Below are 23,307 nucleotides of genomic sequence, written 5' to 3'. Positions count from 1 at the left end.
TGGCCGGGAGCGTGATTCCGAAGCCGCTCCGGGAAGCTGCCCTTCGGTGATCGCTGGGCAATCCGCGCGCCCTTCGCAACGCCAGCACGAAGTCTTCACGGTGATTCCTATCGACAACTGCCCGCGGCTACGTTGGGCCGGCCAGGGAGTCGGCCCGAGCGTCCCTTCGGCACACGAGCAGGATCTCGTCGACCTCGTCTGTTGCGATCATTCCATGGCCGAGCTGCAGCTCCTTCTGGAATCGCAATCCGAACGGCATGAATACCCGGTTGTACGCGCACATGGCCAGCTCACGATGATGCGAGAGCCACCACATGCCGATGTCGACTAAGCGCGACGAGCGCGGCTTCATCCCGAACACCGCGCTGCGCTCCACAACGAGGTGGTGCTGCGCCAGCTTTGCGAGCAGGCACGGCGGCTCGTAGCGCCGCTTGTGGCCTACGAAATCATCGAACGAGGTCCAAAGCGAGGGGTGCAGTGGCGTCGAGATCAGGAGAGCCGCACCTGACTTCGCAACCCGCGATAGCTCKGACAGTGCGCCGTCCCCGTCGTCGACATGCTCGATGATATCGAGTGCGCATACTAGATCGAATGCACCGTCGGCGAACGGCAGGGATGTCACCTGGCTCAGCACGACCTGCGCACCGCGCTCGCGAAGCATCGCGAGCGCCGGGGCGCTGATGTCCACGAACTGCGTGCCCTCGATCGGCAGACGTGGTCTCAGGCCGGGCCCAACCTCGAGCCGTCGTCCGGACTCGGGTAGCAGGGATCGCACGAGCGGCCAAGTATTGAACCGTTGAGGCTCGACGAGGCGAGCACCGGACCAGAGCAAGTCGTAGAAGCGGCGATTCTGGTCGAGAAGCTCGCTCGTGCTGCGCGTCTGCGAAGGCCTTGGCTGCATCGTTCCGCCAGTGTAGCAGTGGCCAAATGACGGCTCCACCCAACCCGGCAGCTTCGCTTCATCCCCCGATGTCGCCCGAATTCCCGGCCGCTGTGCCGAACGCAACATGGCACTCTTGGTTGCCTGTCAACAGGTGCGAACGACATCTTCCGGGCAGCCATTTCAGCGGTCCGTACGACCGGATTTGGCCGCGTGCCGCCTCAGCATACCGACCCACGATTCGCTGCGAAATCCCCCTGCGGAAGATGGAAGACGTGCATTTCACTCCACCTGCCCGATGAATTTTCAATCAAGGCAACAGACCCGCATTGCGCTGTCACGGCACCGCTCTGCTCAAGCCGCAGGCGCAACTCGTCCGCTGCCTCGTCGGCTTCGGCGGCGTTTCCATGTGCGACTGTGAGGTGTGGGATGACGCCTTGGTGTTCGCCAGCGTACGGCGGAAAGTCCGGAAAGGTTTCGGCTAGTGCCCGCGTCATCGCGACGAATGGCGCCGCGGGCTCCGGCACCAGGTAGGCTGTCGCCGGAAATCGACCAATCGAGGACAACGAGAAGGAAAAGGCTGTGGTTCGCTCCAAGGCGCGCTGCGCCTGCTCCAGCACGCCGGCATTGATGTCGCTGCGGTTCATGAAGGGAACCAGCACCGTGATGTGGGCAGGGACGCCAAGGTTCGATGTCGCATCGAGGCGCTCACGCAGCGCTCCCACCAGGGATTCGGCGCCGGGGACCTTCACGATAAAGGCGGATATGGCCACGGTCGTCATCGTACGGGCACTTCGTTTGAAGCCGCTTCTGGCCCGAATGCGGGCTGGCTGCCATTGTTGACCGTCGCGAGGTGAGTGCACACCCGCTTCAAGCCGATCGGCGCGTCGCCCGCCTTGCCCCTTGCGGCGGCATTCTGCCGCAAGCGCCTCGGCTCCAGCCCGGGAGTTTCTTTGGCTGTCGCCTCGGCGAGAGATGTCGATGTCGAATGCCTTCGAGCATTTCGAGGCGGTAGCGATCCTGGGCCGGCCCTTGCTTGGAAGGCACGCCGCAGTGCGGCCCCCTCCCACAGGCAAGCGTCGTTAGGGCAAATATTGGTCTGCGCGGGCCTGCCCGACCGATCAGGGCGGTCGTCGTTTGCGCATTTATGACCCTCGTCCTTCAGTTCGTGGGGCCTTGCCCGCCCGTGCTGCCTAGATCGTCGTTTGCGAATCTATTTGCTCGGATCAGCCGCCGCCGCCGTTCCGACTGCCACGACGCCCTATTCAACGCTGCCAATGGCAATGGGGCCCGGGCCCGAAGCGTTAGGGCCTGTTCACCCTATTTCCGGGGATCGCGTTGCCACGCGAAGGGAAGGCCTGCCAGGACGAGCCACTCGGCGTTGCGCTCCTCGCATGTGCCAACGCACATGCCGCGTCGCGCGCCTTGATTGGCCCGTCCTGGCATGCCTTCGCGACCCAGGAAATAGTGTGAGCCCTAGTCCACCTGAATGTTCCGAGCCTTCACCAACGCATTCACCCGAGCGCTTTCGTCCTGCACGAATTTCGAGAACGATTCGGGCGAAGTGCCGGCTGGCACGAGGCCGAGCTGCAGCAGCTTCTCGTTGACCTTGGGGTCGTTCACGGCCGCTTGCACGGCCTTGCCCAGCTTCTGCACGATGTCCGGCGGTGTTCCCTTGGGCAGAAAAACGCCGTTCCACTCGACCACGTTGTAACCGGGCAGTCCCGATTCTGCGAGGGTCGGCGTGTCGGGCAGGCTGGGCACGCGCTTGGCGGAGCTGACGGCGAGCGCCCGAAGCTTGCCGGACTTGACGTAGCTCGACGTCGAGGCCACGTTGCCGAAATAGATCGACACCTGCTGCCCCATCACATCGGTCAGCGCAGGTGCCCCGCCCTTGTACGGCACGTGCAGCAGGTTGATCTTCGCCTGCTCATTCAGAGCTTCGCCCGCGAGGTGCGAGCCGGTGCCGCCACCTGCCGATGCGAAGGTCAGCTTGCCCGGATTCTTGCGTGCGGAATCGAGCAGCTCCGAGACGTTCTTGTAAGGCGCAGTCGCGGGCACCACCAGGATTTGCGGCGCCGTGGCGACCAGCGAGACGGGGATGAAGTCCTTCGCCGCGTCGAACGGCAACTTGCGCAGCGACGGATTGACCGAGAAGGCCGAGGCGTCATAGAGCACCGTGTAGCCGTCGGCGGCCGCCTTGGCTACGTTGTCCGCACCGATCACGCCGCCGGCGCCGGGCTTGTTGTCGATGATGATCTGCTGCCCCAGCGCGACGCTCATTTGCTGCGCCACGATGCGCGCGGTGTTGTCGGCTCCACCGCCTGCTGCATACGGGACCACCATCCGGATGGGCTTGCCGGGCCAGGCAGCGGCGGCCAGCAGGGGAGCACAGGCCGCAATGGCCACGATGGACCTCAGGACGAGTTTTTTCACGGGAATGTCTCGGTTTGTGGTTTCAGGAAAACTGGTAGAGCTGCGCCGGGTTCTGGACCAGCACGCGGTGCCTCACGGCCTCGTCGGGAATCCACCGGGCCAAGACGTCGAGCAGGGCGGCGTCGTCCGGCTTGTGCGTCGGTTCGGTCGAATGCGGCCAATCGCTGCCCCAGACCAGGCGCTCAGGCGCTTGATGGACCCAGCGTCGCGCGATCACGTCGGTATCGGCAAAGCCGCCTTCAGCGCCCACCGTCGAATTCAGGTAGGCGCCGGACAGCTTGATCCACGTGCGCCCTTTCTCGAGCAGCCGGCTGACGACGGCGAAGGCCGGGTGCGCCTGCAGTTCAAGCTGCGGCAGGCGCGCCAGATGGTCGAACACGACCGTGCACGGCAGGCGGCCCAACAGCGACGCGTGCTCGGCGATCTGGTCCGCGTTCCAGTGAAGCTGCACATTCCAGCCCAGCGCGTGCACGCGCTCCGCCAGTGGCTCGACCATCGAGAAATCGGTGGCGGCATTGGCGCCCGTGTAGAGCGTGAACCGGATGCCCCGGATGCCGCCCTCATGCAGGCGGGTCAGTTCGTCCTCCGTCACGTCGGGCCGGACGACCGCGATGCCGCGGGCGTGCTGAAGGCCGAGCGACGAGATGGCCGCCAGCGTGACCGTGTTGTCGGTCCCGTGAACGCGCGGCTGAACGATCACCGTGCGTCGCGTTCCGATGCGTTGCTGCAGCAGCCGGTAGTCGTCGACGGTTGCATGGTCGACAAAGGCGTCGGGCGCGCCGAAGGTGGTGAAACGCCGGTCGTAGATGTGCATGTGCGCGTCGCAGGCGCCGGCGGGCACCTCGGTGCGCGGCGCGCCGGTGCCGCTGCTGTTCGGGCAGGCGGTTTGCCGGCTCATCGCGCGTCCGCGGCGCGGTCCTGCTTCTGCGATGCGACCACCAGCGACGTGTGCTGGCCCAGTGTCGGCGCGGCGAAGGGCAGCGGGCCGGGCGTGCGGTCGAACTTGATCGGCCGCGTAAAGCCACGGTACGCCCCCAGCGTCGGGTGTTCGAAGCTTGCCACCATGTCCTCCGCCAGCACCTGCTCGTTGTCGAACATGTCCTCGACCGTGCGCGCGGCGGCGCAGGGAACTGCTTCGCCGAAAAGTTCCTCCCACTCGAGCGCTGTGCGGGCTGCCAGCGCCCGGTGCAGCTTCGGAACGATCTCGGTGAAGTGCTGCGCGCGCTTGCGTACGCTGTCGTAGCGTTCGTCGGCCGCCAGATCGGGCAGCCCCACCTTGTCGCAGAGCGCCTTCCAGAAGTGCGGCGTGTTGGCGGAGATGTAGATGTGGCCTTCCTTCGTCGGGTGGATGCCCGTGATGCCGCCCGAGCGCATGTCGCGCCCCACGTCCTTGGGTTCGCCTTCAGCCCACACCATGCGGGCGGACTGCATCGTGAGCGCGGCGCGCAGCAGCGAGACGCCGACGAACTGGCCCCGACCGCTCTTCTCGCGTTCATACAACGCGGAGGCGACGCCTGCTGCCACCAGCGCCGCCGCGTAGTAGTCGACCACCGAGCCGTAGAGGATCTCGGGCGGCTCGCCGCGCTTGCCCTGCAGGGCGCACATGCCAGTCATCGTCTGCAGCACTTGGTCGTAGCCGGCCTTCTCCTTCATCGGTCCGGTTTCGCCGTAGCCGGTGACGCTGCAATAGATAAGCCGCGGATTGACCGCCTTCAACTGCTCGTAGGCGATGCCCAGCCGCGGCGGCACATTGGGCCGGAAGTTGTGCACCAGCACGTCGGCGGTGCGCACCAGCGCCATCAGCGTGGCATGGTCCTCAGCTTGCTTCAGATCGAGCGCGACGCCGAGCTTGCTGCGGTTGACGCCGATGAAGGCGCGGCTCTCGGCTTCCAGCGTCGACGGGTACTTGCGCAGGTTGTCGCCCGTGGGCGGCTCGATCTTGATGACTTCGGCACCCTGGTCGGCAAGCAGCGAGCAGCCGTAGGGACCCGCAATGTAGGCACTCAGGTCGAGGACCCGCAGGCCGGACAGCGGACCTTGCGGGCCCATGCGTGGCGGGAGACCCATGTCGTTGATTTCAGCGGCGTTCATGGCGGTCCTCAGTCGGCGGTGATGTTCTGTTGCTTGGCCAGCTTCTTCCAGCGCTCCACGTCGTCGGCGATGACCTTGCCGAACTGGGAGGGCGACATCGGCGTGGCGATCGCGCCTTCCTTGAGGAAGTTGGCGGCCAGGCCGGGTTTGGCGAGCGCCTTGTTCACGGCGCTGTTGAGCTTGTCGACAATTTCGGCCGGCGTACCGGCGGGCGCGAGCAGGCCCCACCAGAGTTCGAACTCGTAGCCCGGCACCGTCGTGGCCATCGGCGTGAGGTCCGGCGCGATCGGGCTCGGCTTCAGGCTCGTGATCCCGACAGCACGCAGCTTGCCGGCGCGCACCATCGGCAGGAGCGACGGCCCGCTCGAGATCAGCAACTGCGTCTGCCCGCCGACCAGGTCGGTCACGGCCGGACCCATGCCCTTGTAGGGAATGTGCGTGATGTCCAGCTTGCCGACCTGCGCCTTGAGCAGCTCGGTGCCGAACTGGTTCACGCTGCCCGAGCCCGACGAGGCGTAGTTGTACTGGTTCGGCTTGGCCTTGATGGCGGCGATCAGTTCGGCAGGCGTCTTCGCGGGGAACTCGTTGTTCACGGCCACGATGAATGGGCCTTTCGCGAACATCGCCACCGGCGCAAAGCTCTTGTTCGGGTCGTAGGGAAGCTTTGCCTGAACGGCTGCGTTCGTCGTCATGCTGGACGACACCGCGACCAGCGTGTAGCCGTCCGGCGCGGCCTTCGCCACCTGGCCGGTGCCGGTGTTGCCACTGGCACCAGGACGGTTGTCGATGATCACTGGCTGCTTGAGCTCGTCGCCCAGTTCCTTGGCGACCTGGCGGGCAAAAGTGTCGTTCGATCCGCCTGCGGGGTAGGGAACAACGATCGTGATGGGCTTGGCCGGGTAGGCGCCCTGCGCGAAGCTGAGGGTCGGTACGAGGCAGCAGGCGAGTGCGAGCTTGCGGACGGGCGATGGAATAGCGATGGGCATGTTTGTCTCCGGAATCTTGGCAAAATGGAAATCAGTCGGCCAGCAGGCCAAGGCTGCAGGCGCTGGCGACGATGGCGTGTGCGCGGCGGACGAAAGGGATGTCGATCATTTTTCCGTCCACCACATAGGCGCCGACACCCTTGGCATCGGCATCGCGCGTGGCCTCGATCACCCTGAGTGCGTGGGCGATCTCTTCGTCCGTCGGGCGGAACACGTCGTTGGCAATGGCGACCTGGCTGGGATGGATGCAGGTCTTGCCAAGAAATCCAAGGTGGCGCGAAAGCATCGCCTCGGCGCGGAAGCCCTCGGCGTCGCGGATGTCTGCGAACGCGCTGTCATAGGCATAGATGCCGGCTTCGCCTGCCGCGACGCGGGTCGCGAACATCGCCTGCTGGATCGCTGCCGGCTCGCGACGGGCGATGCCCAGCGGTTCGAACAGGTCGCCCAGTCCGAGCTGCAGGCCCACCACGCGCGCATCGGCCTGGGCCAGCGCGGCGGCGGTGCGCAGCGCCACGGGAGTTTCGATGTTGAGCAGCAAACCCACGGGCTTGACGACGCCGTTGGCCTGCTCGGCCCGTTCGATCGCCGCGACTGCGGTGCGCACATGCGCCGGACTCTCGGGCTTGGGCAAGTTGATCAGGTGCACGCCGGGTTGCACGACCGCCATCACATCCTGCTCGAAATGCGGCGTGTCCATGGCGTTGACGCGGACGATCAGGGTCTTGCCGGAGAAGGCGGTGCCGCCGCCTTGCAGCAGTTCCCGCACCACGTTGCGCGCTTCGTCCTTGCGCGACTCCGACACCGCGTCCTCCAGATCGAGGCAGATGCCATCGGCCGCGCTGGTCAGGGCCTTGGTGAACAGCTCGGGGCGGGTACCCGGTACAAAAAGTTTGCTTCTCATGGCGGCAGTGTCTGCCGCGCATGAAGAAAGAAAAACACATGCTCTCTATGATCAGATGATAGAAAATATACGTTCATGGAAACGGCGTACCTGCAGAGCTTTCTTCTCGTGGTCGAGTGCGGCTCGATGTCGGAAGCGGCTCGCAGGCTCGACCTCACGCCCGCAGCGGTGGCCCAGCAGATCCGCACGCTCGAACGGGAACTCAACGCCCCCTTGCTGGCGCGCGCCGGTCGCACGGTGCAACCGACGGAATCCGGTCACCAGCTCGTGCAGCGTGCGCGGGGTGTGCTGCGGGAGGTGAGTGACATCAAGGCGCTGCTGGGCAGCGAGGCAGCCGGTGGCGAACTGCTGATCGGCACGATCAACACGGCGCTGCACAGCGTGCTGCCGGACATCCTGGCGCACTTCGTGAAGACGCATCCTGGTGTCAAGGTGTTCCTGCAATCAGGCACCACCGCAACGCTCCACAAGGCAGTCCAACAGGGCGACCTGGACGCGGCGGTTTGCCTGTATCCCAACTTCGTGCTGCCCAAGACCTTCGACTGGTCGCTGTTGCGCGAAGAGCCGCTGGTGCTGTTGGCGCCGAGTCGGCTGGCGCGGCGCGATCCGCACGAGCTCCTGCGCACCTCGCCCCTGATCCGCTACGACCGCAATCTGGGCGGTGGCAAGCAGGCAGACCGCTACTTGCGCGCCGCTGGCATCGTGCCGCAGGAGCGCTTCGAGTTGAGCTCTCTATTGGCCATCGCCATGATGGTGGACCGTGGCCTCGGCGTATCGATCGTGCCGGACATCGCGTCGCCGCTGCTGGACGGCCAGCGCATCGCGAAGATCGCATTGCCGATTCGTTCGGAGGCGCGCCGCTTCGGGATCCTGTGGCTGCGGTCGTCCGCGAGACTGCGATTGATTCAAGGACTGGTTGCCAGCGCAAACACCGTTACAAATCCGGCGCCGACAGGCCAAGCCAATCTGGCTGCCGGCAGCCCCGGCAGGAACTGACGCGACGCCGCAAGGTCGGCATGGCTTTGCTCGCTGAGCCAGCGTCTTCCCCTGGCGGCAGGACCACTGGCCTTGGATGCTGAGCTGAAGCCGTCTTGCTCGGGATATGCGGCCAGCGGCATTTCGGCGACACTTGGCAACCGAGCCTTTTTGCATGCTGTCATGGCCGACCGATCGCATTTTTCGGGACACGCCGACAAGCCGGTTTCAAGATCCTGGCGATCCTGGCTCCTGCGCGTGGTGTTCTGGTTCACAGGGCTGGCCTTGGCCGGGGCGCTGGGCTTGTCATTCGTCGTCTTGACTGCACTCGTGGTCGCCTATCCGAACCTGCCGAACATTTTCGAGCTTCAGGACTATCGACCGAAGCTGCCGCTGCGGGTCTTCTCCTCAGAAGGCATTCTGATTGGCGAATTTGGCGAAGAGCGCCGCGAATTCACGCCGATCTCGACAATTCCCCAGCTGATGAAGGACGCCGTGCTGGCCGCCGAGGACGCGCGCTTTTATGACCACAGTGGGGTCGACTTCAAAAGCATGGTGCGCGCCGGGTACGCAAACCTGAACCGAGTAAAGAGCCAAGGTGCCTCGACCATCACGATGCAGGTGGCACGCAACGCGTACTTGACTTCGGAGAAAACGGTTGTCCGCAAGGCCTACGAGGTCTTGCTCACATTCAAGCTGGAGCATCTCCTCACCAAGGATCAGATCTTCGAGATCTATCTGAATCAGGTCTTCCTGGGCAAGCGGGCGTACGGCTTCGCCGCGGCCTCGGAGGCCTATTTCGGCAAGCCGCTCAAGGACATCTCGATCGCACAAGCCGCCATGCTGGCGGGTTTGCCCAAAGCGCCCGGCGCCAACAACCCGGTCAACAATTCCGCGCGGGCGCGAGAACGCCAGCTCTATGTGATCGACCGAATGCAGGAGAACGGTTTCATCACGCCTGAGCAGGCGGCGCAGGCCAGGCAAGAAAAGCTTCATCTGCGCGACCCCCCAGGCCCCGCCCTTCTGCGCGCCGAATACGTCGCCGAAACCGTGCGCCAGTTGATCTACGCGCAGTATGGCGACGCCACCTACACCCGGGGACTCAAGGTCTACACCTCGATCTCTGCGGTCGACCAAACGGCCGCCTACAAGGCCTTGCGCGACGGAATCATGGGTTACGAGCGAACCCAGATCTACCGTGGACCCGAAGGATTCGTGGATCTGCCCGACGATCCGAAAGAACGCGCAGACGCGATCGACGACGTGCTTGCGGAGCATCCCGACAACGGTGACCTGGTTGCTGCGGTGGTGCTCAAAGCCAGTGCCAAAGAGGTCACGGCCGTTCGTGCGAACGGCGAGACCTTGCACGTCGTCGGAGACGGGCTGCGGCCTGTCCAGTCGGGATTGGCGGACAAGGCGCCGCGCAACATCATGATCCGTCGTGGGGCGGTAGTCCGCCTTGCGAAGACGCCGAAAGACTTGTGGGGAATGACCCAGCTGCCCGAGGTCGAGGGAGCGTTCGTCGCGATGGATCCGCGTGACGGCGCCATCAAGGCGATGGTGGGCGGCTTCGATTTCAACAAGAACAAGTTCAATCATGTCACGCAGGCGTGGCGTCAACCAGGCTCGAGTTTCAAGCCGTTCATCTATTCAGCAGCGCTTGAAAAAGGATTCACGCCGGCCACCGTGGTCAATGATGCTCCGCTCTACTTCGATGCAGCCACGACAGGCGGGCAACCATGGGCGCCGAAGAACTATGGAGGCACCTTCGCTGGACCGGTACCGCTTCGCACGGCGCTCATGAAGTCCATCAACATGGTCACGCTTCGCGTCGCGCAATCGATCGGTATCCGCTATGCGCAGGACTGGATCACGAATTTCGGCTTCGACCGCGAGAAGCACCCCGCCTATCTGCCCATGGCGATAGGCGCCGGTGCGGTCACGCCAATGCAGATGGCAACGGCCTACTCGGTGTTTGCCAATGGCGGCTATCGCGTCAATCCTTACCTGATCACGCGCATCACGGACCACAAGGACAAGATATTGGTCGAGGCGCAGCCACCGCTGCTCAACGAAACGATGCGCGCCATTCCGCGACGCAACGCCTTCATCATGGACACGCTGCTGCAAAGCGTCGTCAAGGGCGGCACCGGCGCGAAGGCGTATCAGGCGTTCAAGCGCGACGACCTCTACGGCAAGACGGGAACCACCAACGACTCGATCGACACATGGTTCGCGGGGTTCCAACCGACGATGACCGCGATCGCGTGGATGGGGTACGACACGCCTCGCAGCCTGGGAGACAAAGAGACGGGCAGCAGCCTGAGCTTGCCGATCTGGATCAGCTACATGGAGACCGCGATCAAGGGTGTGCCCGTGACTGAACTTCAGGCGCCCGAAGGGGTGGTCCAGGTCGGCGGCGAGTGGTACTACGATGACTACGCGCCGGGCAGTGGGCTCGCCAACCCATGGGGCATGTCTGCACCGGCACCCGCCGAGGCGGCCCCGCCAACGAAGCCGGAGCCGATTGCGGACCCGTTTCTGGTCGAACGCAGCCGGATTCTTGACCTGTTCCGCAACTAGGCAGGGCGCTTCTCCGCCCTGCGCGATCATCGTGGCGGCGACGCCATGGTGACCCGGGTCTATTGAACCTCTTTGGGAAGGTTCAGACTCTGCAGGAGCGGCACCCAGCGGTCGAATTCGGCGCGAACGAACTTGGACAGCTCCTCCGGGGTGCCGCCCCGAGGCTCCATGCCGATGGCCTCGGCCCGCGCGACGAATTCGGGATCGGCGATCACCTGATTGACGGCCTTGTTCAGTTTTTCGATCACATCCTTCGGCGTGCCCGCCGGAACCGAGAGCGAATACCAAAGGACAGCCTCGATGTCATAGCCTTGTTCCTTGAAGGTGGGCGCATCGGGAACCTGTGGCAGCCTGTGGCTGTCCATCACCCCCAGGATGCGGAACTTGCCGCTGCGGATATAGGGCAGCGAGCCCGTGAGGGACGTTCCATGTATATCGATCTGACCACCCAGCAGAGCCTGGATGGCCGGGGAGTCCCCGTTGAAGGGAATGTGGGTGGTGTGGATGCCGGCGTCCTTCTCGAAGCTCAGCGGCGCCAGGTTGGTCAGGATCGCCGCGCCCGGGGAGCCTCGATTGATCTTGCCGGGATTGGCCTTGGCGTAGGCGACCATCTCCTTGATGTTCTTGTAGGGCAGGTCGGTGCGTCCGACGATGATCGCCGGCTGGTAGGCGATCTGCGAGACGGGCGCGAAATCCTTGGTCGGGTCGTAGGGGAGCTTGTCGAACAGGACCGTGTTGTTGGCCAGCGTGCCTAGCGACGACACAAGGACCGTGCGCCCGTCCGGTCGTGCCCGGGCTACGTAGTCGGCGGCCACGATGCCGCTGGCGCCGGGCTTGTTTTCCACGATCACCGACATCCCGTGCTTGGCGAGTTCGGACGCCAGCAGGCGGACGTACAAGTCAGTGCCGCCGCCTGCGGCAAAGGGGACGACGATCCGGGTGGCTTGCTGTGCCTGGGCCGGACCCAGCGCGAGGAACAGCCCGAACAACGCGCCGGCGATGTACTTCCGAAAACTCATATTTGTCTCCATCCAGATAGGCAGGTGAAACCCGCATCCAGCCGCGCCCTTTGGCGACGAGGTCCGATCGGGCTGAACTTTCCGGGCCAGTCTATGGTCGGGCGCGCCGGTTTGATCTGCAAGGAATGAAAAGCTGCTTTGTATGTCGTGCAGATGAGCGGCGACGTCCAGCAGTCGCCATGGGCCATGACCTCCGCCTTGGCGAATGTCTCATCCATCCAGGCCAGGTGGGCGATGCACGCCCCAATGCCTGCTGTGATCGCGGGCTTTCCCCTGCTGGAAGTGCTCCAGACCTCATCCTGCGGCTCTACCATCCGCAGCCTTCACGACAGAAGCCTCCAACAGCGCTGCAATCTCGTCGGGGCTGAATCCCGCCTCCCGCAGGACTTCTTCGGTGTGCGCACCGTGGGCAGGCGCCGCCTGGGTCTGACGGCGCGGTGTATGGCACAGGTCGTAAGGCAGCCCGAAGCTGCGATAGCCCGGGCGGTCGCCGTTGGGCGTGGCATCGACGAGCATATTGCTGGCCTGGAAGTCCTCGCCGGCCAGCGCGTCGCTGTAGCTGCGCACGACGCCCACGACGATGTTGTTGCCCGTGAGCAGGTCGACGCACTCGCGCGTGCCGTAGTTTGAGAGCGCTTCGCTGACCGCCACCTTCATTGCGGGCCGGTTCTCGACCCGCAGCTCGTTGGTGAGGAAGCGCACGTCGGTCGCCAATTCGGGGCAGCCAATGGTTTCGCACAGGCGAACCCAGTGCGCCTGCACGTACGCGGAGACCACCACCATGCCATCGCGGGTGCGGAAGATGTCCGCCGCGGGGGCGTTCATCGGCTGACCGTCGCCGCTGCGGGTGGGCTCGACACCGCGCACCAGGTAGTCGCTCCAGTTGGGCGACTGCAGGTTGAGCGCCACTTCCAGCAACGAAATGCGGATGGTTTCGCCGACGCCGGTGCGCTCGCGCCGGAACAGCGCAGCCAGGATGGCCTGGGCCGCCACCTGCACCGTCGCCGCGTCGATGATGGTGGCACCCACCTTCTGCGGCAGTCCCTGCGGCTCGCCGGTCACCGACATCAGGCCGCTTTCCGCCTGCGCCGCGATGTCGTAGCCGGGCCGGTCCCGCGAAGGACCCTCCGCGGGAAAGCCGCTGATCGACGCGTAGACGAGTTCCGGATGCGCCGCGCGCAGCACGTCGGGCGCGAGGCCGAGCGCTTCGGCGGCGCCGGGTCGGAGATTCTGGACGACTACGTCGGCGCGCGAGATCAATCGGCGCGCAATCTCCACGCCGCGCGGCTTGCGCAGGTCCAGGGCGATCGACTTCTTGCTGCGGTTATAGGCGCGCAGCATCGCGTGGCCGAAATGACCGGTGTGGCGCGCCATGTCGCCTTCCATCGACTCGATCTTGACGACTTCGGCGCCGAGGTCGCCGAGCGTCATCGCGGTGCCGGGGCCGGCGATGTAGTTTCCGAGTTCGATCACTCGGATGCCCTGGAGGGGCGGGGGAGGGACGTCTTGTGGGTTCATCGGCGCGACTCTAGGAGCCCGCGACGCCCGCGGGAAAGCAGAAGCCGCAAAGATGCTTTGCAGACGACGGCGCCGGCTGGGCAGCAGGGTCGCCACACTTCGGACCTCATGACCGCAGTGAACATTCGAAGGATCGGGGCCTCAACGACGGGAAATGCGACCCCTGGGGCAACTCCGCCTATGTGACCTCGATCTCCCGAAGCACGCATCTTGCGGGAGCTCTCCCGCAGGACGGCGGACTGTTCGAACTGCTCGGCCTGCCTGCTGCCGGGGTCGCGCCGCACCGCTTCGCGGACTGAGGCTCCAGCGCCTCAGGGCGCATCACGTTCGCGCAGCGCCTCGGCCATGAAGTCGACAAACGCGCGCACCTTCAGCGGCAGGGTGCGGCTCTGGCGAAACACGGCGTAGATGCCGTTGGAAAAAGCGCGCACCGCGAACCTGTACTCGGGAAAGAGCCGCACGAGGGAGCCGTCCAGGATGGAGCTGCGCACCGTGGGCTCCGACAGCAGAGCGATCCCCATGCCGCCGATCGCCGCCAGCCGCAGGAGTTCGCCGTTGTTCGAACTCAGCGCGCCCTGGATCGTCAGCACCTTCTGCTGTCCCTCTTCGTCGATGTACTTCCAGGTGGTGGCCTCGCGCTCGCGGCGGTAGGTGAGGCACCGGACCTGCGTCAGGTCATGCGGATGGCGGATGCGAGGATGCTTCTTGATGAAAGCCGGACTCGCGACCAACACCTCGTCGCTGCTGAGAAGCCGCTTGATCACGAAGCTCGAATCGTTCGACTCGCCGGTGCGGATGTCGATGTCGAAATCCTGCTCCACCAGGTTCACGGGATGTTCCGAGAGTTCCAGTTCCAACTGGATGTCGGGATGGCGCTGGGCGAATTGCGGCAGCAGCGGCGCGATCACGCGCAGGCCGATCTGCGTGCGCGAGTGGATGCGAAGCCTCCCTTCGGGCAGCAGCTTCGAGCTGCGCGCGGCTTCCTCCGCTTCGGCCATGGCCTCCAGCACCACCTCCGCGCGTTCGAGGAAGGCCTGCCCCGCTTCGGTGACCTTGAGGTTGCGGCTGGTGCGGTCCAACAGTTGCACCCCCAGCTCTTCCTCCAGGGCGCTGATGCGCCGCGAGATGGTGGCGGGCGAAAGGCCGAGGCTGCGCCCCGCGGCCGAGAGGCTTCCTTTCCTGAGCGTGATCACGAAGATCCGCAGCGAATCGAGTGCCTTCATTTCATAAAACGCAAAGAAGCTGTGCGAAGCGTGGTGATCAAGAGATGGCTCCCGTTCCTAACATCGACGCCATACCACTTACTCAACAAGGAGCCCGGTGATGGATTTCGGAATCTTCATTCTGATGCAGCAACGAAACAAGCATAAGTCGTCCTATCAGATCCTGCGCGATGCCGTGGAGCAGACGCGCCTGGCGGACGAACTGGGCTTCGGTGCCGCGTGGTACGCGGAGCACCATTTCAGCAACTACGGCATGTGCTCGTCGCCGCTCACGATGATCGCGCACTGCGCCGCGGTCACCCGGAACATTCGTCTGGGCACCGGCATTGTCGTCGCACCGCTGTACACCCCGGCTCGCCTGATCGCCGACGTCGCCATGGTGGACCAGTTGTCCGACGGTCGCCTGAACCTGGGCATCGGGTCCGGCTACCAGCACTTCGAGTTCGAGCGCTTCGGCGTTTCGCTGGAGACCTCCAAGCAGCGCACTCTGGAGATGCTGGACATGCTGGAGCTGGGCCTGAAGGAGCCGAAGTTCGCCTATGACGGCCAGTTTTACCGGCAGCCGGAGAGCGCGATCAGCCAGCGCGCGGTGCAGCAGCCGATGCCGCCGTTGTGGGTGACCAGCGTCGACCCGACCTTCCTTGCCCGCGCCGTGCGTGGCGACCACCACGTGTTCGTCTCCGGCGGCGACGGCGGCGTCGAGAAGCTGCAGGCCACCCGCGCCCTGATCGACAAGGTGGCCCTGGGCGAAGGCAAGAACCCGGCCCAGGTGCAGGTCGGCGTGCTGCGCGCGGCCTACGCCAGCGAAAACAAGGCCGAAGTGGATCGCTACCTCGATTGCGCCCGCTACCAGCGCCGCGTGGCACTCAGCCTGAAGCGCCGCACTGCGCAGATCGGCGAGGACTACCAAGTGGCCGAGACCATGGTGGAAGGCGAGCCGACCCTGGACGAGATGCGTGCCCTATTGCCGGTGGGCTCGGTGGACACGGTGATCGAGCGAGTGGTGCGCGAGATCCGCGCCATCAAGCCCGTGCACTACTGCTTCCAGACGCAGATGGGTGACTTCGACCATCCCACGATGCTGAAGCACCTGGAGCTGTGGGCCAAGGTCATCATGCCCGCGGTGCAGCGCGAGATCGCCAACGATCCGCCTCACGTGGCCGAGCCGGCCCTGGAACTCGCCGCCGCCTGAGCCGGGCGGATCTCGCGACCCACCCGAAGGAAAAACCATGAACGAAGTAGCTTCCCCCGCCGGCGAACTGGCGGCGATGCGCGGCGCTTCCATCGAGCCCACGCTGTTCCGGCAACTGCTTGGCTGCTTCCCGACGGGGGTGGCCGTCATCACGACCCGCGGCGCCGATGGGCGGCCCGCAGGTCTGACCTGCAATTCGTTCAGCTCGGTATCGCTGGAGCCGCCGCTGGTGCTGTTCAGCCTGCGCAAGGCCAGCAGCCTGGCGGGCACTTTCTCGGACGCGGATGGCTTCGCGATCAACATCCTGTCGCAGCGCCAGGATGCGCTGTCGGGTCGTTTTGCTTCGAGCAAGATCGCCGACAAGTTCGAGGGCGTGAACTGGCACGCGGGCCCACGGGGCATGCCGGTCATCGAGGACTGCCTGGCGAGCTTCGAGTGCAGCGTCCACGCGCGCCACGACGCCGGCGACCACTACATCTTCATCGGCGAGGTGAAGCACATGGGCGGGGGCGACGCCGACCACGCGCTGGTGTTCTACAAGGGCGCCTACATGACGCTGGCGGAGTCGCTTCGCTCGCTGGTGGTCCAGGGGCGTCTCGACTCGCCCGATCTCGATGAAGCCTATCGCACGCTGTACGGCACCCTGCTGCGGCTGGCCTGCGATCGGGCCGGCGAGGACGAGCTGGATGCCGTCGAGGCGGCCGTCGACGACATCGAGCGACACCGTGACACGGACTCGCTGGCGCAGCGCATCGAGTCGGCCAGTCGCTTCTTCTGCGCGATTGCGGCGGCGGGACACAACGAGGCCCTCACGCTCATGGCGCAGACGATGACCACCGTCCTGCGCGAACGCATGACGCACGTCATCCCGGTGCGGCCGCGGCCCGACCTGTTTCCGCTGCGGCGCAAGGTCGTGGTCTGCCTGCGGCGGCGTGACGCGGACGGTGCCGTGGCCGCCCTGGACGAGCTGATCACCAAACTGCGCAAAGGCGGCGACGCGCGGCCATGACGCATCGGGCTTCGCCCTGCGAGCCCACCCACCACGAATCCATCGCGCGGCACTGCGCATCGAAACCAGGACAGGAGACACCATGTCGAACAACGACACCGCCGGCGGCGAGGCGGATGCCTACGCCGCCTTCCGCCGCGAGCTGGAAGACTTTGCCCGCAGCGCATGCCCCCCGGAGATCCGCGCCGTCGTTGCCTCCGGCCGGAAGGTCACGAAGCGCGAGTACATGGGATGGCAGAAGATCCTCGCCGCCAAGGGCTGGGGTGCACCCAGCTGGCCGATCGAGCACGGCGGCACGGGTTGGGACATCAAGCAGCGGCTGATCTTCGAGGAAGTGATGGCCGAGGCGGATTGCCCGCCGCTGTACCACCACGGCCTGGGCCACATCGGCCCGGTCATCATCCGTTTCGGCACGCCGGAGCAGAAGGCCCGCTTCCTGCCGCGCATCCTCGACTGCTCGGACTGGTGGTGCCAGGGCTACTCCGAGCCGGGCTCGGGGTCCGACCTCGCCTCGCTCAGCACCAGCGCGCGGCTGGACGGCGACGACTACGTGATCAACGGCCAGAAGATCTGGACCTCGCACGCGCACGAAGCCAACATGGTCTACATGCTGGTGCGCACCTCGCGCGAGGCGAAGAAGCAGGACGGCATCTCGCTGATCCTGGTGCCCATGGACACGCCGGGCATCACGGTGCGTCCGATCCGCACCATCGACGGCTGGCACCACCTGAACGAAGTGTTCTTCGACGAGGCGCGCGTCCCCGCCGCCAACCTGATCGGCGAGCCCGGCAAGGGCTGGACCTGCGCCAAGTTCCTGCTGGAGCGCGAGCGCCTGCCGCCGGCCAATGTGGCCCGGTTGGAGCTGGTGCGAAGGCAGGTCACGCGCGTGGTCGAAGAGGCTGCGCTGGCAGCGGCGGGGCGCAGGGACTTCAGTGGCCTGCGCTACCGGCTGCTGCTGGCCGAAGCCGACGTGAAGGGCGCCCGCGTGCTGCTCGCCAATGCGACGGACGACCTGAAGCACCAGCGGCCGCTCGGCGTCCAGCCTTCGGTGATCAAGCTGATGTGCAGCGACGTCGCCCAGCGTCTCACGTCCATCGCGCTCGATGCGGTGGGGCCCGATGCGGCGCATCGCTTCCTCGTCGACCAGGGGGAGGGCGAGCCCGGCGCCACCTGGGTACAGAACTACCTGTTCACCCGCGCCAGGACCATCGCGGGGGGCACATCCGAAGTGCAGCGCAACGTCGTTGCCAACGAACTGCTGGGAGTCTGAGATGTCCATGTCATTCACACCCTTGTTTCCCGGCATGCTGCTCGATGCGGCGAGCCGGTTCGCGCAGGACCACGCCGCGATGCAGGATTTCGCGGGCGCTGACGCCATCGGCGAGATGGGCTGGGCCTGCACGGTCGTGCCGGAAGCGTCTGGCGGCGTCGGCGGCACGCTGGCCGACCTTGCCTCCATCGTCACCGGGCTCGCCGCGCACGGCGTCCACCTGCCCGTGGTGGAAGCCTGCGCCGTCGCGCCGCTCCTGCTGCAGGCTGCGGCGCCCGACACCGCCGCGCAATGGCTGCAAGCCGTGTGCGAGGGCAGCGCAAAGGTCGCGCCCATGACTTCCCTGTCCGCCTCGCTCGACGAAGTCGCCGTGCAGGCGAAGCAACTGGACATCGGCTACGAACTCACTGGCGAGGTGAAGGGCGTCGATGTGTCGCTGGCGGCCACGCACTGGCTGGTGCCTGCGGCGCTCCAGGGAAGCGACCCATTGACGCTGTTCCTGGTGGATGCCGAGCGCATTTCCGCACCGGCGGCCACCTACCGCACGATGGAAGGGCGATGCAGTGCCGACTTCAGGCTGGACGGCTTGACGGTGCCTGCCGGTGCCTGCATCGCGCGCGGCATCGCGGCGCGCGATGCGCTCGTGCAAGCCGACAACGCCGCGCTGCTGCTCACGGCGGCGGACACGGTCGCCGCGCTGACGACCCTGATCGAGCAGACCGTGAAACACCTGCAGGAACGGCGCCAGTTCGGCGTGGCACTGGCGTCCTTCCAGGTGCTCAGGCACCGAACGGCCGACATGTATGTGCGTTACCTCTGCGCCAAGGGCCTGGTCCTGCACGCCTTTCAGGAATTCGAAAGCGGCGCCTCGAGCCTGCGCCGCACCCTGCGCCTGATGAAGATCGCGCTGGCCGAGACCGCGCGAATCTGCGCTGAAGGCGCGATCCAGATGCACGGCGGCATGGGCGTGAGCGAGGAAGTACTGGCCACCCGCATGGCGCAGCGCCTGCTCGCCTCCGAATTCCGCTATGGCGACCGCATGACGCACACATCGCGCCTGCTTGCACCGCAAGACCCCGAGGCCACGGCGGACGAGCCGGTGGCGCGCGGCCTGTCCAACGTTTCCAGGAGTTCACGATGAACGTCAGTCTTGAAGTTTCCGAATACATCGCCGTGGTGCGGCTGGACAAGCCGCCGGTCAACGCACTCGACCGCGCGACGCGGCGCCGCCTCATCGAGGTCTTCGACGAGATCTCCGAACGCGAAGACATCCGCGTCGCCATCCTCACCGGCACCGGCAAGTTCTTCTGTTCCGGTGCCGACCTGAAGGATCGGCCGAACCAGGACAAGGCCGGCGACTTCCTCGAGCACAACCGGATGACGCGCGAGACCGGCAACGCGATCCGCGAATGTGCGAAGCCGGTCATCGCGGCCGTCAACGGCCCGGCGCTCGGCGCAGGCATGGGCCTGATGGCCGCCTGCGACATCTTCCTGGCGTCCGCGGACGCGAGCTTCGCGATGCCCGAGATCAACGTGGGACTGGCCGGGGGCGTGTCGATGTTGAGGACGATGTTCGGCCGCTCCTTCACGCGCCGCATGTTCTTCACCGGCATGCGCGTGCCCGCCGCCGAGTTGTACCGCAGGGGCGTGCTCGACGAAGTGCTGCCGCCTGAGGAGCTGATGCCCGCGGCCATGCAGATCGCGCAGGAGATCGCGTCGAAGAGCCCGGTGGCGATCGGCTACGCGAAGAATGCGGCCAACATGATGGACCTCATGCCGCAGCGCGACGGCTATCGCTTCGAGCAGAACATCACCATGGCGCTGGCCAAGACCGACGACGCGAAGGAAGCGCGCCAGGCCTTCCTCGAAAAGCGCCAGCCCGTCTACAAGGGGCGCTGAACCATGGCAGACGTGGTGAGAGTGGTGGAAGTCGGCAGGGGCCTGGACGCACTGTTCCAGCCGCGCTCGATCGCGATCTTCGGTGCCTCGGACGACGTGACCAAGATCGGCGGCCGGCCACTGCAGTTCCTGCAGAAATACGGCTATCGCGGCGCGATCTATCCGATCAACCGCAAGGGCGGCATGGTGCAGTCGCTCCAGGCCTATGCGAACCTGGCGGATCTGCCGCAGACCCCTGAGCTGGCGGTCATGGCCGTTCCGCCCGAAGGCGTGTTGGAGGCGATCAAGGACTGCGCCGCCCGCGGTGTGCGCGCGGCGGTGATCCTCTCCTCGGGTTTCTCGGAGATGGGCGAGGCGGGCAGCCGCCTGCAGGCAGAGATCGGCAAGGTGGCGAGGGCATCGGGCATGCGCGTCGTGGGGCCCAATTGCCTCGGCTCCATCGGCGTCGCGGACAGGAGCATTGCCACTTTCTCGGTGGCGCTGGAGTCTGCATTCCCCACGGCGGGCCATGTCGGCATCGTGTCGCAGAGCGGCAACCTCGGCAGCTACACGATGCGGCTCGCCGTCGAGCGGGGCGTCGGCATCAGCCGCCTGCTCACCACAGGCAATGAATGCGACGTGGACATCGCGGACGGCATCGCCTCGCTGGCCAGCGACCCGGCCACTTCGGTGATCCTGTGCTGCATGGAAACGTGCCGCGACGCGGGCAAGCTGGTGCGGGCCATGGCGATGGCGCACGAAGCGGGCAAGCCCATCGTCGTGCTCAAGGTCGGCGTGTCTTCGGCGGGCAGCGAAGCGGCCGCATCGCACACCGGCGCACTGGCCGGGTCGGACGCCGTGTTCGACGTCGTGCTGCGCAATGCCGGCGCCATCCGGGTGCCGAGCATCGAGCAACTGCTGGACGTCGGTCATGCGATCTCCGTGGTCGGACCGGAGCGCGCGCCGAAGGGCAATCGCGCCGCGCTGGTCACGGCCTCGGGCGGCTTCGGCGTGCTGATGGCCGATGCAGCCAGCGCCCAGGGCCTGGACCTGCCGAAGCTCTCCGCCCGCACGCGGGAGCGGATTCTCTCGGCACTGCCATACGCATCGCCCGCCAATCCGGTCGACATGACGGCCCAGGTGTCGAGCCGACCGGAGTTGCTGGTGCAGGTGCTGTCCGCAGTGGCGGAAGATGCTTCGTGCGATGCGGTGATCCTGCAGTCGGCCTATGCCTTCCAGATGCCGAGGCTGCGCGACGTCTACCTCGCCGCGCTGGAACAAGTGCGCAAGTCGCATCCATCGCGGCTCGTCCTGCTGTGCTGCAAGGCGCCGCGCGACACGATGGCGCAACTGAACCAGATGGGCTTCCCGACGGTGGAAACCATCGACGCGGCGTGCGCCACGCTGGCGGCATTGGTGCGGCTCGGCACGCAGGGCGTGCGGGCAAGGGTGCAAGCAAGTCGGCCTTCTTCGCAAGCGCTGTCGCGCGATGCCTTCGCCAACGAGGCGAGTGCCAAGGCTGCGCTCGCCCAGGCGGGCGTTCCCGTTCTGAAGGAAGTCACGGTGGGGAGCCGGGACGAGGCGCTGGCCGCAGCGCGCGAGATCGGTTTTCCGGTGGTGCTGAAGATCGTCTCGCCCGACATCGCGCACAAGACCGAGGTGGGCGGCGTCGTGGTCGGCGTGGGTTCCGAGGCGCAGTTGCGCGATGAATACGACAGCCTGCTGGCGCGCGTCGCGCTGAAGGCGCCGCGAGCCCGGATCACCGGCGTGTTGGTGGCGCAGATGGCGCAAGGCGGCACCGAGCTGATCCTCGGCACCAAGAAGGACCCGGTCTTCGGGCCGGTCGTGATGGTCGGCCTGGGCGGGATATTCGCCGAGGTGTTGCGCGACGTCGCGTTGCAAATGGCGCCTGTGACCGAGCAGCAGGCAACGCAGATGCTGCGCTCGCTCAAGGCCTTTCCCCTGCTCGACGGCGCACGGGGCCGGCCGCGCGCGGACCTGGCTGCCGCGGCATGCGCCGTCGCCGCGCTTTCGCAGTTCGCCGCGCGGCATGCGGACGCCATCGCCGAGATCGACATCAACCCATTGGTGGTGCTGGACCAGGGACAGGGCGCCTTTGCGCTCGATGCACTGCTGGTGCCAGAAACGAAAGCCAAGCCATGAACCCCTCCCTCGAAGGCCGCGCCGCCTTCATCAGCGGCGCCGGCCACGGCATCGGCCGCGCCACCGCGCTCGCCATGGCGAAGCTGGACGCCACGGTCGGCGTCAACGACCTCAAGCAGGAGTTCGTGGAAGACACGGTCGCGGAAATCCGCAGGCTGGGCGGCAAGGCCATCGCGCTGCCGCAGGACGTCTCCACGCGCGAAGGCATGCGCGAGGCCGTGCTGCGCTTCACGCAGGACGCGGGGCGGCTGGACGTGATGGTCAACAACGCGGCCTGGGTACGCTACCAGCCACTGGCGGAGATCACGCCCGAGGTGATGGACCGGATGGTCGATATCGGCTTCAAGTCGGTGATTTGGGGCATCCAGGCCGCCGCCGAGGCGATGGACCCTGAGCGCGGCGGCTCGATCGTCAACGTGGCGTCCATCGCGGCCTTCAAGTCCCCGGCGCGGTCCGTGGTCTATAGCGGCCTGAAAGCCGGCGTGCTCGGGATCACCCGCGCCGCGGCGGCCGACCTGGGCGCGCGCGGCATTCGCGTCAATGCCGTGGCGCCCGGCGCGGTCCCCACCGAAGGCACGGCGAAGCACCGCAACGTGGAACTCGATGCGAAGCGCATCGCGCGCACGCCGCTCGGCCGGCTCGGCACGGTGGAGGACATCGCCGACGCGATCTGCTTCCTGGCCGGCGATGGTTCACGGTTCATCAACGCGGATGTGCTTCGCCTCGACGGCGGCGCATCGGAGACCTCGCTGTGAGCCGTTCGGACACATCCCCGAAGCGCCTGCAGAACGTCTACGTGGTCGCGCAGCGGCCGGCCGAACTGCATTCCTTCTACGCGTCGGCGCTGGGACTGCAACTCAAGTTCCGCGACAAGGATCGCTGGATCCAGTACGGCGTGGGCCATACCAGTGTGGCCTTGGCGTGCAAGGAGGAAGCGGCACCGGCAACGTCCGGGATCGTGATGGTGTTCGAGGTGGACGATTTCGCCGGGGCGCAGGAACGCATCGTCGGCGCGGGCGGCCAGGTGCTCGGCATCCGCGACATGGGGTCGCATGGGGCAATCCTGTCGCTGCGCGATCCCGAAGGAAACGTCGTGCAGTTGTTCCAGCGCGCCGTTGCGCCTGCGCAATGAGTTCGACGGCTCAGTGGCAGGCCTTGCTCGCTCGCGAGGCATCCGTGAGTG

At 66.0% G+C, this 23,307-nt stretch carries 20 protein-coding genes; 10 read left to right on the top strand and 10 right to left on the bottom strand.

Annotated elements, in window-relative coordinates:
• Positions 1 to 127: 127 nt before the first annotated feature.
• From AC1DYD_RS34650 to AC1DYD_RS34620, 7 genes are all read right to left on the bottom strand, one after another.
• Positions 128 to 1,009 (bottom strand): class I SAM-dependent methyltransferase, encoded by an 882-nt coding sequence (locus AC1DYD_RS34650; protein ID WP_478177265.1) that lies wholly within the window; start codon positions 1,007 to 1,009, stop codon positions 128 to 130.
• 92 nt (positions 1,010 to 1,101) lie between these two features.
• Positions 1,102 to 1,662 (bottom strand): 2'-5' RNA ligase family protein, encoded by a 561-nt coding sequence (locus AC1DYD_RS34645; RefSeq protein ID WP_478177264.1) that lies wholly within the window; start codon positions 1,660 to 1,662, stop codon positions 1,102 to 1,104.
• A 694-nt stretch (positions 1,663 to 2,356) separates the two neighbouring features.
• A complete protein-coding gene (locus AC1DYD_RS34640) occupies positions 2,357 to 3,316 on the bottom strand; it encodes a tripartite tricarboxylate transporter substrate binding protein (protein WP_478177263.1) in 960 nt (319 codons plus the stop codon).
• Positions 3,317 to 3,338: 22 nt separating this feature from the next.
• Entirely contained in the window at positions 3,339 to 4,214 is an 876-nt protein-coding gene (locus tag AC1DYD_RS34635) for an amidohydrolase family protein (RefSeq protein ID WP_478177262.1), read from the bottom strand.
• Positions 4,211 to 5,407 carry a CoA transferase gene (locus tag AC1DYD_RS34630; RefSeq protein ID WP_478177261.1) on the bottom strand — a complete coding sequence of 399 codons (1,197 nt, stop codon included), beginning with the start codon at positions 5,405 to 5,407 and terminating at the stop codon, positions 4,211 to 4,213. The genes AC1DYD_RS34635 and AC1DYD_RS34630 overlap by 4 nt, the downstream gene beginning before the upstream one ends.
• Before the next feature lie 8 nt (positions 5,408 to 5,415).
• The gene (locus AC1DYD_RS34625; protein WP_478177260.1) at positions 5,416 to 6,393 is read right to left on the bottom strand and encodes a tripartite tricarboxylate transporter substrate binding protein; all 978 of its coding nucleotides are present in this window, start codon (positions 6,391 to 6,393) and stop codon (positions 5,416 to 5,418) included.
• 31 nt (positions 6,394 to 6,424) lie between these two features.
• The gene (locus AC1DYD_RS34620; protein WP_478177259.1) at positions 6,425 to 7,294 is read right to left on the bottom strand and encodes an HpcH/HpaI aldolase/citrate lyase family protein; all 870 of its coding nucleotides are present in this window, start codon (positions 7,292 to 7,294) and stop codon (positions 6,425 to 6,427) included.
• Between the two features lie 75 nt (positions 7,295 to 7,369).
• On the opposite strand from AC1DYD_RS34620, the gene AC1DYD_RS34615 reads away from it, so the two are divergent.
• Together AC1DYD_RS34615 and AC1DYD_RS34610 are read left to right on the top strand one after the other, a co-directional pair.
• Complete coding sequence (locus AC1DYD_RS34615) at positions 7,370 to 8,290, top strand: LysR family transcriptional regulator (RefSeq protein ID WP_478177258.1); 921 nt, start codon at positions 7,370 to 7,372, stop codon at positions 8,288 to 8,290.
• A gap of 162 nt (positions 8,291 to 8,452) precedes the next feature.
• The gene (locus tag AC1DYD_RS34610; RefSeq protein WP_478177266.1) at positions 8,453 to 10,852 is read left to right on the top strand and encodes a penicillin-binding protein 1A; all 2,400 of its coding nucleotides are present in this window, start codon (positions 8,453 to 8,455) and stop codon (positions 10,850 to 10,852) included.
• Positions 10,853 to 10,911: 59 nt separating this feature from the next.
• Here AC1DYD_RS34610 and AC1DYD_RS34605 read toward each other — a convergent pair whose 3' ends face one another.
• From AC1DYD_RS34605 to AC1DYD_RS34595, 3 genes are all read right to left on the bottom strand, one after another.
• Positions 10,912 to 11,841 carry a Bug family tripartite tricarboxylate transporter substrate binding protein gene (locus AC1DYD_RS34605; RefSeq protein ID WP_478177257.1) on the bottom strand — a complete coding sequence of 310 codons (930 nt, stop codon included), beginning with the start codon at positions 11,839 to 11,841 and terminating at the stop codon, positions 10,912 to 10,914.
• Between the two features lie 324 nt (positions 11,842 to 12,165).
• Positions 12,166 to 13,389: a CaiB/BaiF CoA transferase family protein gene (locus AC1DYD_RS34600; protein WP_478177256.1), complete on the bottom strand. Its 1,224-nt coding sequence runs from the start codon at positions 13,387 to 13,389 to the stop codon at positions 12,166 to 12,168.
• A gap of 311 nt (positions 13,390 to 13,700) precedes the next feature.
• Positions 13,701 to 14,612, bottom strand: coding sequence for a LysR family transcriptional regulator (locus AC1DYD_RS34595; protein ID WP_478177255.1), 912 nt, complete (start codon positions 14,610 to 14,612; stop codon positions 13,701 to 13,703).
• 100 nt (positions 14,613 to 14,712) lie between these two features.
• On the opposite strand from AC1DYD_RS34595, the gene AC1DYD_RS34590 reads away from it, so the two are divergent.
• The 8 genes from AC1DYD_RS34590 to AC1DYD_RS34555 all read left to right on the top strand — a co-directional run bounded on the left by AC1DYD_RS34590 (position 14,713) and on the right by AC1DYD_RS34555 (position 23,256).
• The gene (locus AC1DYD_RS34590) at positions 14,713 to 15,804 is read left to right on the top strand and encodes an LLM class flavin-dependent oxidoreductase (RefSeq protein WP_478177254.1); all 1,092 of its coding nucleotides are present in this window, start codon (positions 14,713 to 14,715) and stop codon (positions 15,802 to 15,804) included.
• A gap of 37 nt (positions 15,805 to 15,841) precedes the next feature.
• Positions 15,842 to 16,813: a flavin reductase gene (locus tag AC1DYD_RS34585; protein ID WP_478177253.1), complete on the top strand. Its 972-nt coding sequence runs from the start codon at positions 15,842 to 15,844 to the stop codon at positions 16,811 to 16,813.
• Positions 16,814 to 16,895: 82 nt separating this feature from the next.
• On the top strand, positions 16,896 to 18,083 hold the full coding sequence (locus AC1DYD_RS34580; protein ID WP_478177252.1) for an acyl-CoA dehydrogenase family protein: 1,188 nt from the start codon (positions 16,896 to 16,898) through the stop codon (positions 18,081 to 18,083).
• Positions 18,084 to 18,090: 7 nt separating this feature from the next.
• Positions 18,091 to 19,224, top strand: a complete 1,134-nt coding sequence (locus AC1DYD_RS34575; protein WP_478177251.1) for an acyl-CoA dehydrogenase family protein — start codon at positions 18,091 to 18,093, stop codon at positions 19,222 to 19,224.
• Positions 19,221 to 19,982 carry an enoyl-CoA hydratase/isomerase family protein gene (locus tag AC1DYD_RS34570; protein WP_478177250.1) on the top strand — a complete coding sequence of 254 codons (762 nt, stop codon included), beginning with the start codon at positions 19,221 to 19,223 and terminating at the stop codon, positions 19,980 to 19,982. Before AC1DYD_RS34575 ends, AC1DYD_RS34570 begins: the two co-directional genes overlap by 4 nt.
• 3 nt (positions 19,983 to 19,985) lie before the next feature.
• The gene (locus AC1DYD_RS34565) at positions 19,986 to 22,124 is read left to right on the top strand and encodes an acetate--CoA ligase family protein (RefSeq protein WP_478177249.1); all 2,139 of its coding nucleotides are present in this window, start codon (positions 19,986 to 19,988) and stop codon (positions 22,122 to 22,124) included.
• Positions 22,121 to 22,879, top strand: coding sequence for an SDR family NAD(P)-dependent oxidoreductase (locus tag AC1DYD_RS34560; protein WP_478177248.1), 759 nt, complete (start codon positions 22,121 to 22,123; stop codon positions 22,877 to 22,879). Before AC1DYD_RS34565 ends, AC1DYD_RS34560 begins: the two co-directional genes overlap by 4 nt.
• Positions 22,876 to 23,256, top strand: a complete 381-nt coding sequence (locus AC1DYD_RS34555) for a VOC family protein (RefSeq protein ID WP_478177247.1) — start codon at positions 22,876 to 22,878, stop codon at positions 23,254 to 23,256. The genes AC1DYD_RS34560 and AC1DYD_RS34555 overlap by 4 nt, the downstream gene beginning before the upstream one ends.
• Positions 23,257 to 23,307: the final 51 nt, after the last annotated feature.

It is taken from the genome of Variovorax sp. P4_B11 (assembly GCF_056402355.1).
This window is presented reverse-complemented; position numbering and strand designations above follow the sequence as displayed.

Excerpts from the sequence above, each read along its gene's own strand:
- AC1DYD_RS34645 (WP_478177264.1), bottom strand. The coding sequence starts at position 1,662 with ATGACGACCGTGGCCATATCCGCCTTTATCGTGAAGGTCCCCGGCGCC.
- AC1DYD_RS34620 (WP_478177259.1), bottom strand. The coding sequence starts at position 7,294 with ATGAGAAGCAAACTTTTTGTACCGGGTACCCGCCCCGAGCTGTTCACC.
- AC1DYD_RS34580 (WP_478177252.1), top strand. The coding sequence starts at position 16,896 with ATGTCGAACAACGACACCGCCGGCGGCGAGGCGGATGCCTACGCCGCC.
- AC1DYD_RS34615 (WP_478177258.1), top strand. The coding sequence starts at position 7,370 with ATGGAAACGGCGTACCTGCAGAGCTTTCTTCTCGTGGTCGAGTGCGGC.
- AC1DYD_RS34595 (WP_478177255.1), bottom strand. The coding sequence starts at position 14,612 with ATGAAGGCACTCGATTCGCTGCGGATCTTCGTGATCACGCTCAGGAAA.
- AC1DYD_RS34585 (WP_478177253.1), top strand. The coding sequence starts at position 15,842 with ATGAACGAAGTAGCTTCCCCCGCCGGCGAACTGGCGGCGATGCGCGGC.
- AC1DYD_RS34610 (WP_478177266.1), top strand. The coding sequence starts at position 8,453 with ATGGCCGACCGATCGCATTTTTCGGGACACGCCGACAAGCCGGTTTCA.
- AC1DYD_RS34635 (WP_478177262.1), bottom strand. The coding sequence starts at position 4,214 with ATGAGCCGGCAAACCGCCTGCCCGAACAGCAGCGGCACCGGCGCGCCG.
- AC1DYD_RS34600 (WP_478177256.1), bottom strand. The coding sequence starts at position 13,389 with ATGAACCCACAAGACGTCCCTCCCCCGCCCCTCCAGGGCATCCGAGTG.
- AC1DYD_RS34575 (WP_478177251.1), top strand. The coding sequence starts at position 18,091 with ATGTCATTCACACCCTTGTTTCCCGGCATGCTGCTCGATGCGGCGAGC.
- AC1DYD_RS34565 (WP_478177249.1), top strand. The coding sequence starts at position 19,986 with ATGGCAGACGTGGTGAGAGTGGTGGAAGTCGGCAGGGGCCTGGACGCA.
- AC1DYD_RS34630 (WP_478177261.1), bottom strand. The coding sequence starts at position 5,407 with ATGAACGCCGCTGAAATCAACGACATGGGTCTCCCGCCACGCATGGGC.
- AC1DYD_RS34625 (WP_478177260.1), bottom strand. The coding sequence starts at position 6,393 with ATGCCCATCGCTATTCCATCGCCCGTCCGCAAGCTCGCACTCGCCTGC.
- AC1DYD_RS34570 (WP_478177250.1), top strand. The coding sequence starts at position 19,221 with ATGAACGTCAGTCTTGAAGTTTCCGAATACATCGCCGTGGTGCGGCTG.
- AC1DYD_RS34560 (WP_478177248.1), top strand. The coding sequence starts at position 22,121 with ATGAACCCCTCCCTCGAAGGCCGCGCCGCCTTCATCAGCGGCGCCGGC.
- AC1DYD_RS34590 (WP_478177254.1), top strand. The coding sequence starts at position 14,713 with ATGGATTTCGGAATCTTCATTCTGATGCAGCAACGAAACAAGCATAAG.